We start from the raw sequence: 9,592 nt of genomic DNA on the forward strand, positions 1-9,592 counted from the left end.
CATCCACTACTATAATAATGAACGGATTCAGAGAAAATTAGATAATATGTCACCTATAGCTTATAGGAAACATGTTATCTAGGTGTTTTTTCTTTGTCTCACCAAATGGGGGCAGACCACTGTAAAATCATAGAAAAGAATAGCGTTTTTTATTTTGAAATAGAAGGCATTATTTAAACTAAACATGCTAATATTGATTTTGTGCGATTGTCAGTTACCTCATAATAAATTTCTAATCCTTTCCGAGTACCTGTAACCATTTTAGCAGCTTTTAGTTTAGATAAATGTTGACTAATTGTACTTTGAGGCATTTGTAAATCCCCATACATTGTTGTTACATTAGTAGGACCTTTTGCAAGCATTATTTTTACTAAAGATAGACGAACTGGATGCGCCAATACCTTTAACACCTCAGCGATTTCTTGAAACATTTCTTTTTTTTCTTTCATCTTATTTCTCCCCTTTTATATACATATTTATGTTATCCATATATATAATTCGAAGGTATATGCGTTTTTGTGTCCGTCATTTTAAAAAAATATAAAAAAACTTTAATCCGAAACTAAAGGATTAGCTTAACATAATGTCTCACTATTAATGGTGAATAGGAATCTCGTTATAGAAGCAGCAGTTTTTATGCTACAACTCTACATTCAACTAACTAAAATCAATGAAAAAAGAGCAAATAGTCTGCTCTTTTATGATGCCTCCTTATGTTCCGTGGAATGTTTAACACTCCCCAGTCTCTTTAGTTTATTCCACCCTACCGCTACTCCTCGAAGCGATGAGAATATAGATTTAATGACAACATAAGTCATAAATTGACGATAAATAAAACGTTGTAAAATTAACCATGCCAATGGTTTTGGGTTCTCTTCCTCTAATTTAAATGCGAACAGAGAAGCGAGAAGATCCATTAAAAAGAATACAAGATAAAACCCTAAAACTTTTAGCGGATTACTACTAAATAGTCCTATAATCATTAATATATCTGCAAAAGGAGCAATGAATTGCAGAACATATTGGAATAACCACATATTAGGCAGTGCAATAAACCCTAATGTTTTATGTTTTGAATTACACAACGCTTTTCGATGTTTCCAAAGACATTGAAGTGTACCATATGACCAACGATATCGCTGTTTAATGAGACTTTTCACATCCTCAGGTGATTCCGTAAAAGCATACGCTTTTTCTTCATATACAATTCTATGCCCTTGACGTAAAAATGTAATAGTAAGATCCGTATCTTCTGCTAATGTATCTTCGCTTAAATATCCAGATTCAACTACATTCTTCTTGCGCCACGCCCCAATAGCTCCTGGAACGACTGTAATACAATTTAACTCATCAAAAGCTCTACGTTCTAAATTAAACCCTGTAATATACTCAACATGTTGCCAAGTAGTTAACAAATTCCGTCTATTCCCCACTTTGACATTACCTGAAACTGCAGCTACATTCTGATCTTCAAAGTGTCTAACCATTAAAGAAATAGCATCTTGCGCAATAATAGTATCCGCATCTAAAGTGACAATGATTTCTCCTCGCGATTGTTGAAACCCTAGGTTCATTGCCGATGATTTCCCGCCGTTTTCTTTCTGAATGAAACGAACTTTAGGGTGTTTATAAAATGTTTCTTTCATTACTTTTGACGTACCATCTGTCGATCCGTCATCCACAACAATAACTTCAAATTCTCTATAATTACTATTCAAAATTGAGTGAATCGTCTTGGCTATCACCTTTTCTTCATTATATGCCGCTATGACAACACTAACAAAAGGTTGATAAGACGAATTAATATAGCGAGATAACGTTTTTCTTTTCTGCTTCCATGCAAAATAAATTAAGAATAAAAATCGAAAAATCCCTAATCCAATAGCAATATAAAAAATAGTTGTTAATATATGCTTAAAATATCCAGCTCCTGAAAAGACAGCTTTATTGTAAAGTAAATATTGCTTCCCCTCAGAAGAAACAGGAGGCATAATTTCATCTCGTTCTTTATTCATTAAATCTGAAATTGTTACAAAACTATATCCATGCTTTTTTAAGTCTTTAATAATGATTGGGAGCGCCTCTACTGTATGGGTACGATCCCCTCCCGCATCATGGAGAAGAATAATATTTCCCTCTCCCTTATAAATAGGATTAAGAGCACGTCTTACTAATTCATTTGTTGATGGTGTTGCCCAGTCTTCGGGATCAACTTTTTCCGCTACCATTGTATAGTTCATATTTTGTGCACGTAAAATAGGCAATATTTCATTTGATGAATCCGGGTTAGCATCCGCTTCATATGGCGGTCTAAATAAAACCGTAGAATGTCCAGTTACTTCCTGAATTAAACGTTGCGTCGTATTAAGTTCTACTTTCGTTCGTAGTAAAGACGTATCAGCTATGTTAGGATGCTTGAAAGTATGATTCCCAATTTCATGCCCTTCATCGTATATTCTTTTTACAATACTAGTATTTAGTTGTGCGTTTTCACCAAGTACAAAAAAAGTAGCTTTTATTTGATTCTCTTTTAATATATCTAAAATTTCTGGCGTATATTTCGGGTCTGGTCCATCATCAAATGTTAATACTACTTGTTTCCCATTTGGTTTTCCATATCGTTGCACTTCATATGCAGATGGTAAGGATTGATATACTTCATCTGTAATATAACCATCTTTGCCTACTTTAAAATCTCTCAATCCATTTTTTCTTTCATTCTCAATCTGTAAAATTTCACCTTGTCCAGAATAATTTACTTCATCTAAACTATTGATTTTATGTAATACATTAGGATTTTTTTGTGCCTCAATAGGATTTTTTAAAACTTTCCATATTGTAGGGTCTTCTGCTCCTAGTCTCCATAATGCAAAGCCCTTTGCATTGTTCTCCATTGCAATTTTCACTTGATTATAGAGAGTAACACTGTCTAAGAACCAAGCAGTATGTTCTTTCTCTCCTGTTTTATATCTAAAATAAGGGTTTCCACTAATCTTATCCCATTGAATTTTCATATTTGAATCATGAGCCATTGCCATAACTTCTGAGAAAGTTAAAGACTTCGCAGCTTCTTTACTATTTACTTCCCAATCATATCCATAGTTACCGAAAGCAACTATAAGTTTATTAGACGGAATATTCAGTTCTTTCAATGTATGTTGGAACCATTTATTTGAAGAAATTGGTCCTGGTTCCCCGGCTCCATAGTGCTCATCGTACATCATGACAATCATTCGATCTATTATTTTTGCTAACGCACTATAATCAAAAGCCTTATCATTAGCTGGAACATCTTGTGTAACGAGCAAATCATGTTCATGAAATTCCGTAGTAAGTTCTTTCATAAAATTTGTTAAGTTTTCTCTATCACTTTCAGGTACGGCCTCAAAGTCAATATTAATACCTGAAAACTGATTTTTTTTAACTTGGCTTACTAAATCATTAATAAACTTTGTCTTTACATCATTTGAGGAATTCAGTAACTTATGAATTAGCCCACTATCAGGACCAGAAGCTTCCTCAGTATAGTTAGTAAGCAAAGGCATAATCTTCACTTGATTTTTTTCTGCCAACTTTACTATCTCAGGTTTGATCTCACTTCTAATCGTTAAATCTGCTTTTAAATGATACCACTCTGGTACTAACGTAGTTAAGGAATCGATATTTTCTTTTAAAGAAGCGGTACTATTTTCATCCCAGTTTACGTAAAAACCATACACTTCTTTAGGTTGTTTACTATCCTTCGGCGGATTCACCAAATTTTTATTATCCTTCGTTTCGGTATTTGGGTTAAATTCTTCCTTCTTTAACTGCTGATCACTAAGTTTTTGATTAATTGGTACAAGTTTAGTATCTTGTTGTACAGCGGTATTCATATTTGGAATTTCTGGTGTTGAAAAAATACTTTGAAAGAAAAAATAGAATACAACACCTACACTAACTATTGAAATACATAGAAACGAAATAAAGGCTATGTTTCTCCTTCCTTTCGGATCATAAAAAACAGGTTTTTCTTTATCTTTCTCTTGTTGAATGTTTTTCTCCATTATATTTTTCACATACTCCTTCTTAATAGAACTATAGAATAATAAAGTGCAACTTTAATCAGCCCTCACCAATCGGGCATTTACGGGCAGCCCAATCCCCACCTAACTTCTTTGCTTCCGCTGAATTTTGAGCTGGAGGTCTTACTGCCCGGCAAATAGCGGGATAAATCCTTTTAGCTTTGAAATGAATCTCTCACTTCCATATTCTATTGATTCTTCTTTTCATTCCCTTGCTGGTGGCCTCTATTTTCTTGTTGAGACCCCCTACCATTGTTCCCTTGCTCGTTTCCACCATTTTCTTTCTGGGATCCTCTGCCATTGTTCCCTTGCCCATTTCCATTATTCCCTTGTTGAGACTCTCTTCCGTTGTTTCCTTGCTCGTTCCCATTATTTCCTTGTTGTGATTCTCTTCCGTTGTTCCCTTGTCCATTATTTCCTTGTTGTGATTCTCTTCCGTTGTTCCCTTGCCCATTTCCATTATTCCCTTGTTGTGATCCTCTTCCGTTGCTCCCTTGCCCATTTCCATTATTTCCTTGTTGTGATCCTCTTCCGTTGTTCCCTTGCTGATTCCCATTATTTCCTTGTTGAGCTTCTCTACTTTTATTCTCCTGTTGATTCCCTCTATTTTCTTGCTGAGATCCTCTTCCATTGTTTTCTTTTATTTGCTTCGATGGCTGTTCCTCTGTTTTCTTTTGTTCTTTCTGCTCTTGCTTTTCATATTTTTTTTCGTCTACAGGAGATAAATCCATTGATGCATCAGGAGATGACTCCGGCTGTGATTGCACCTCTTCTTCATTTCCCACCGGATTAGGCGGCGTGGCAGGAGGAGGCGTAAGCGATTTGTTTTTCTCATTCTCTTGCTTTATATAGACACCTGTGCCAATTCCAGCTTTTCTAGCATTCTCTCGTACTTGCATCGTGCTACTTTGATATTCAACTGTAATATGTTTTAACTCATATTCTTTCTTCAATTCTTTCATTGCCTTTTCTAACTGTGGTTCTAGCGCCTTGTCCTTTGCAACTGCTGTTAGCATAACTTGCTTATCATTCGTTAAATACTTATCCTCTTGACTTTGCTTTATAATAGTACGTATTACTTCTTGTAATTGTTTATTTTCCCATTGCTTCAATTCTTTTAAAATACGCCTTCCATCATCATTACAAGCCTGTAAATCTATAACACGAAAATCCTTCGTTACGCTCACCTCTAAACTTGGATTTATATCAACTGAGACGTAAGCAAATACTTTTTCTTCTGGTTGGTTGTAGAAAAACAGCACTGCAAATAGAAAACAAGCAACAAGTATTGATGCAGGTTTTAAAAAGGAAGGGATCGAAAAATGCGATGCTTTTTGTTCTTGCTCATCAAATGAGATTTCCTCCCCGATCATGCAAGAATCCCCTTTTCTTTTACACGTAATAAACTCTCCATTTGGTGTTAAAACAACTACGCTATGCTTTTTTATATCCATCACAATTCCTTTATTCATCATGCTTTTCCCCTCTTATGTAATCCAGAATATATGTATAGTTGTTTGCAAAAATAATACACATTGCAATAATGTATTTTCTATGTCGTTCCAACGTTTTACGACTTACCCTAACACGCGGTTCAATATGTTTAAGCGGTAACTTTTTCTTTCGGAACAGCTCTTCCATCATTTCCTCTTCTTTTATAATAATTTTTACAATTTCTATTAAGTGCTCACGCGTATCACGATGCTTAGGAGATTCTTTAGCAAGCTCTGAGAATGTGATTTTAAACTCAGCTAGCACACTTTGAAAATGAAGAATTTCCTCCTTACGGTTACTATTTTCCATCTCTTTCATATACTCCGTAAGCGACACTTGCATTTCTAACATTTCCTCTTGCTCATCTTCTTTTAAAAAGACAAAGTTATGTTTAGACTCCTTACGTATATAGTCAATTACATCTCTTTTTATAAGAAGATCAGCAAACGCTAAAAAGGATTTTCCTTTTGTATAGGAATACTGTTCAATTGCTTCGTTAAATGCAAACAATCCAATGCTATATTCATCATCCTGTTCTGTAATATATCGGCGGCAGACAGATGAGATTGATTTTCTAATAAAAGGCTGATACTGTACGATAAACGCTTCTTTATCTTCTTCGTTGTTTTGTATGTTACATACGATATCTTCTATTTTCGGTTTTCTTAAGATCTTCATTACTAAACTCAACACTTGTAATCTCCCAGCCTCCTTCAAATAGCAAAATGGCCACTACACAAGTGACCATTTAACCAGATTTTCTTGGTACTTTTCTTCGGTCTTGTTTTCTTGCTGTTAGTTATATTTTTAGAGTCTAACGTTTTCTTAATGATTTTTCCTTTTCTCTCGGCACTAAAGTTAAGTTTGTATTTTTATCTACTTTCTTATTTTCTACCGTTCGTTTTGCTTATTCATTTTCTATTTTATCTGCAATCCTTGAATAACTCTTCTCTATATAATTGGTAATTTCATCCTTCCGTTTTGGATGCCACTTAATCTAGTAATTTTATTAATACTTCTATATTCTTTCATAGTCATTTTTCTTCTATTTATTTTTTTCACTATACATATTCGGAGGAGTACAAAGTTTTATGGGGGTCAAAAAATATTTTTATAAAAAAATACATATTTATTTCAAAAATAAAAACCATCAATTTGAAAAAGGGTAATCAAATTGATGGTTTTCTTATAATATCTATTAAATTAAGTTGGATTCTCATTATATCTAAAAAAGTACTAGCTCTCCCCTGCAGATTTTCTCCATTTTCATCTTTCTTGGTTATCATAATATGTCTTATCTGCGTATTTTCTATCATTTCCTTTTAGATAAGCTAAAATTACTTTTGGATTTTTAAGTAAAGTCCAGTCTCCATATGTATCAAATCTTCTGCATGAAGTTATCATTCCATTTTTAATAGTACCGAATTTCTTATTATTTTTCTTTCCCCACTCTTTTAAACGTTTAGCGAAATCTGCATCTTCTGCCATAAGCATGTTTTCATTAAATCCGTTGATTGCCATAAAATCTTTTCTATAGCACCAAAAAATCCCTACAGATATAGCTCCGTACTTAAAAAGTAAGGGGATTATGATTAACATTGCGGAGAGAAATATTCCTAAAGATATTCTTTCAAACTTCCCATTTACCCCACCACCAATGTATTTACCTGAAGCTAAATATTTATCTACATTAGACAACATAGACTCTGTCATTATGGTATCAGCGTCTATAGTGACGATTATTTCTCCATTAGCTATTTTAGCCCCTGCATTTCGAATTTTAGATAAGTTTTTATCGTTATTTTTCAATGTAACACAATTATAAGATTTTGCTATTTCCTCTGTTTGATCTGTGCAACGATTTAAAACAACTATAACTTCCGTTTGCTCTTTATATGCCTCTGATGCCTTTGCAATTGAATCTAAACATTTTCTAATGTACTTTTCTTCATTATGCGCAGGAATTATAATAGAAAACTTCACATCTTTTTTCAAATTAACTTCTAAAGATTCGTTTGTCTCAGTCATAATATTCCCCCCTTATTTTATAAGGTAAATATCTGTTATACATAACGTATATTAAAATTCAATAAATTATATGATAGGAACTGCAGGTAAACTATTACTTGAGTATTAAAAAACAAAAACGTTATTCTTTCTAAATAAGCAAAATTACTAGAAAGAATAACGTTTTTTATTAGTTACATTAATATTTTATTCGTTGCTTTATTTCTTCAAAACGAGCATGTATAATTTTTCTGATATCTGGATGATTCTTATATAAAGTAACAGTATACATGATGGAAGATGCAAGAATAGTAGACCATATTAACCAATCTCCAGCATGAGAAAGAACTTTAATTATTTCACTCGTAAATTCTTCCTGTCCGTCATGAAATATATAGCTGAGTAGTTACCTTATTTTTCAAAAAAAAATTCTGATTATTTCTTTTTCACTTCTTCTACAAATTCCCATGTCTCTCCGTTATCTTTTGATTGATAAAGTGCACTACTATCGCCATTGTAGTCTCCATCTGCCCCTTGTCCAACTAACATATTAAAAACCCCATCTTTCTCATATGGCATACTAGGTGAATCAAAAGGACTTATTGTGGACTGTGTATGATCTAATTTCACTTCATGCGGCGGATATTCTACCTTTTTGAAAGATACTCCCCCATCATCTGTGCGATATAACTCTCCTTCATTACCAGAAGGCCTAATTGCTCCTAAAAACCCAAGTTTATCATTTATAAAAGTGATTCCTGATACACTACCAATCCCCCCATTAAATGGGTCTGGATTGATAACCTCCCATGTTTTCCCTTCATCACTAGTCTTGCTTAATGAATAAAAGGCGCTCCCTAATGCTTTATCTGTCATATTTAGTTTATAACCAACTTCTTTCGATAGGAAAAACTGTTCTTTTTCATTCTTTAAATCTTGTTGTTTCTTCTCTTTAAGCATATCTTCTTTTGGAGGCGTCTTTGATTTACTCCAACTTGCGTCACTTATTAAATTATATCTAGCAGGGACTAGCTCTTGCTCTTTTCCAGGGACAAATATAGATACAGTATATCCAATGATATCAGAAGCTGCTTTTTTAAGACTCTGCCCCTTACCATCCTCAGTAATATTAATAATTCCCTCTGTATTGGATCCCCAATTTCTTTTTCCATAATAAATCAACCCATACTTACTTTCATTCCATTTTCTAACCGTTTGCTTAACTGGAATCGCCTTAACCGTTTCAATTAAAGGTTCTACTAATTTATCATCATTATAATCAGGCTTTGCGTATCCGTCTCGTATTATAGTAATATCTTCTGACTTCTTCTTATTATAAGAGATTAAATAAGTTTCTTCTTTCCCATCATCATTTTTCCCATAAACAAATGTATCAAACGCTGTGATTGTTCCATCTGAATGAAATGTAAGATCAAAATCAGTTGCCATATACAATTTCTTTGGCAAAGGATATTTTTTATTTATATCTTCAAAAATACCTTCTACTCCAGACTTATATATATTATTATGTTTAAGTTTAACTGACCTTTCATGTTTTAACTTTTCTATAAACCATGCCAATTTACCATTGTAATTTATTGCACTTTTATAAATCTGCATCCCATAAAATGATGTAATTGCAACAATAATGATAATAGAAATGGATCTCCATGCTATTGAATTTGTTAATTTTTTAGATTCATATTCTCTATTTTTTATCACCCGCATTGTAGTAAATGTAGTTATGGATATAAAAAGTACTATACATAATAACAAAATGTAAATATTATAATTCATTCTTCCGTACTTACAGTATAAGGCCAACTCATAACAAAAAATCCCATATACAATTATTAGTATTGGATTTGTTACTAATGACAGAAGTATCCTTTTTGTATTTTCTCTAAATATAGAAACCACCCCATGCCCATCAACTTAAGAGTGAGCACAACCTGAGCTTTCGACTCATCGGATCAAAACATTCCTAAAATAAAAGCATACTCTTAAAAATAAGCATCTCAAATAAA

Annotated in this window: 7 protein-coding genes and 1 pseudogene; 1 reads left to right on the forward strand and 7 read right to left on the reverse strand. The window is 33.2% G+C overall.

The genetic code is table 11. From position 1 onward, the window contains the following. Window position 1 precedes the first annotated feature (1 nt). Window positions 2–82, forward strand: a complete 81-nt coding sequence (locus MR168_RS34015) for an IS3 family transposase (RefSeq protein WP_141553007.1) — start codon at window positions 2–4, stop codon at window positions 80–82. Between the two features lie 91 nt (window positions 83–173). On the opposite strand, the gene MR168_RS30735 is transcribed toward MR168_RS34015, so the two are convergent. From MR168_RS30735 to MR168_RS30765, 7 genes and pseudogenes are all read right to left on the reverse strand, one after another. Further along, window positions 174–449 carry an ArsR/SmtB family transcription factor gene (locus MR168_RS30735; RefSeq protein ID WP_000660066.1) on the reverse strand — a complete coding sequence of 92 codons (276 nt, stop codon included), beginning with the start codon at window positions 447–449 and terminating at the stop codon, window positions 174–176. A 249-nt stretch (window positions 450–698) separates the two neighbouring features. Then, window positions 699–4,046, reverse strand: a complete 3,348-nt coding sequence (locus MR168_RS30740) for a trifunctional glycoside hydrolase family 18/polysaccharide deacetylase/glycosyltransferase family 2 protein (RefSeq protein ID WP_242291719.1) — start codon at window positions 4,044–4,046, stop codon at window positions 699–701. Window positions 4,047–4,252: 206 nt separating this feature from the next. After that, on the reverse strand, window positions 4,253–5,539 hold the full coding sequence (locus tag MR168_RS30745; RefSeq protein WP_086411796.1) for an anti-sigma factor domain-containing protein: 1,287 nt from the start codon (window positions 5,537–5,539) through the stop codon (window positions 4,253–4,255). Continuing rightward, window positions 5,529–6,251 (reverse strand): RNA polymerase sigma factor SigI, encoded by a 723-nt coding sequence (sigI, locus tag MR168_RS30750; RefSeq protein WP_002082432.1) that lies wholly within the window; start codon window positions 6,249–6,251, stop codon window positions 5,529–5,531. The genes MR168_RS30745 and sigI overlap by 11 nt, the downstream gene beginning before the upstream one ends. Before the next feature lie 573 nt (window positions 6,252–6,824). Then, window positions 6,825–7,586 carry a glycosyltransferase family 2 protein gene (locus MR168_RS30755; RefSeq protein WP_000140997.1) on the reverse strand — a complete coding sequence of 254 codons (762 nt, stop codon included), beginning with the start codon at window positions 7,584–7,586 and terminating at the stop codon, window positions 6,825–6,827. A 178-nt stretch (window positions 7,587–7,764) separates the two neighbouring features. Beyond that, window positions 7,765–7,956 (reverse strand): annotated as a pseudogene (locus MR168_RS30760) (hypothetical protein); the annotation flags it as partial. A gap of 44 nt (window positions 7,957–8,000) precedes the next feature. Further along, on the reverse strand, window positions 8,001–9,485 hold the full coding sequence (locus MR168_RS30765; protein WP_074048016.1) for a WD40/YVTN/BNR-like repeat-containing protein: 1,485 nt from the start codon (window positions 9,483–9,485) through the stop codon (window positions 8,001–8,003). Between the last annotated feature and the right edge of the window lie 107 nt (window positions 9,486–9,592).

Origin of the sequence: Bacillus cereus group sp. BfR-BA-01356, from assembly GCF_022663635.1 — a bacterium.
GTDB classification, from domain to species: domain Bacteria; phylum Bacillota; class Bacilli; order Bacillales; family Bacillaceae_G; genus Bacillus_A; species Bacillus_A cereus.

Coding starts and splice junctions, on each gene's coding strand:
- MR168_RS30735 (WP_000660066.1), bottom strand. CDS start 449: ATGAAAGAAAAAAAAGAAATGTTTCAAGAAATCGCTGAGGTGTTAAAG.
- MR168_RS30740 (WP_242291719.1), bottom strand. CDS start 4,046: ATGGAGAAAAACATTCAACAAGAGAAAGATAAAGAAAAACCTGTTTTT.
- MR168_RS30745 (WP_086411796.1), bottom strand. CDS start 5,539: ATGATGAATAAAGGAATTGTGATGGATATAAAAAAGCATAGCGTAGTT.
- MR168_RS30755 (WP_000140997.1), bottom strand. CDS start 7,586: ATGACTGAGACAAACGAATCTTTAGAAGTTAATTTGAAAAAAGATGTG.